The organism is Italian clover phyllody phytoplasma str. MA1, from assembly GCF_000300695.1.
In the GTDB taxonomy this organism is placed as follows: Bacteria; Bacillota_I; Bacilli_A; order Acholeplasmatales; family Acholeplasmataceae; genus Phytoplasma.
This window is the reverse complement of sequence record NZ_AKIM01000174.1, coordinates 1-287: the sequence shown is the minus strand read 5'-3', so window position 1 is coordinate 287 and position 287 is coordinate 1. Positions and strand designations below refer to the sequence as shown.

Sequence of the window (287 nt, the reverse complement as noted above, 5' to 3'; positions counted from 1 at the left end):
AATTAAATGTCCTTTTGTGAACGAAAATAAAGAAGTCTCATCCACTTGGACTAGTTTTTTAACTAATCCTCAACTCGAAAATATCCCTCAATACTACTGGTCCCAAGTTCAATTTCAACTCTATTGTTCGCAAGCGAACTTCGCTTACTTTTTAGTCTATTTTAAAGACCAAAACTATCATGTGGTACGAATTTATCAAGACAATAACTTTATTAATAAAATGATTGCAGATGGTAAAAAATATTTAGAATTACTACACAAAACAAAACAAGAATTATCACAAACAA

Annotated in this window: 1 pseudogene; it reads left to right on the top strand. The window is 29.6% G+C overall.

The features are described 5' to 3' along the window. Positions 1–287 (top strand): annotated as a pseudogene (locus RI01_RS03185) (endonuclease); the annotation flags it as partial.